This window comes from Paraburkholderia sp. JHI2823, from assembly GCF_038900695.1.
Lineage (GTDB): Bacteria > Pseudomonadota > Gammaproteobacteria > Burkholderiales > Burkholderiaceae > Paraburkholderia > Paraburkholderia mimosarum.
In genome coordinates this window covers 1-466 of record NZ_JAYMRY010000238.1, presented here as the reverse complement: position 1 = coordinate 466, position 466 = coordinate 1, and the positions used below count along the sequence as shown (strand labels likewise).

1 protein-coding gene is annotated in these 466 nt (G+C 63.3%); it reads right to left on the bottom strand.

Annotated features, from left to right (window positions below; translation table 11 throughout):
* Nucleotides 1–144: 144 nt before the first annotated feature.
* On the bottom strand, nucleotides 145–466 hold a 322-nt coding region (locus VSR34_RS38480), incomplete at its 5' end, for a hypothetical protein (RefSeq protein ID WP_342965242.1).

Genomic DNA, 466 nt, shown 5'->3' with positions numbered 1-466 from the left:
GCCTGGCATACTTGTCGTAAAGCCTGCGCGCGCAGTCGCTGGACAACAGGAAGTTGTCACCCATGAATTGGTTCATCAGTCAGTCTCTCGGTTTCAGCGTGGCCGGCACAATGGCCGGCCGCCGCCTAGGGGTTCAGGACCCGCTCAGGAAGATTGCAGCTCGTTGGCGGGTACGGCCGCCGCGTTCGCGCTGCGGCACATCAAAGCGCCCAGCGCAAGAATCGCGAGTGCGCAGCACAGGTACAGCAGGCGCCCCCACAGCGGATTCGGGATGGCCAGCATCGCGAGCAGCCCCGCGCCCATCATCAGCGTGATCCGGCCGAGTTTGAGGCGCTGCAGGCGGTCGAATTCCGACTGCGATGCGTCGCTCACCACTTCCCGTGTGAAATCGTGGTAGAAGCTGTCCAGTTGCGCGCGCCGAGCTTCACCCGGCTCCCGGTAGAACAGCATGGTCAGACAGAAGAAC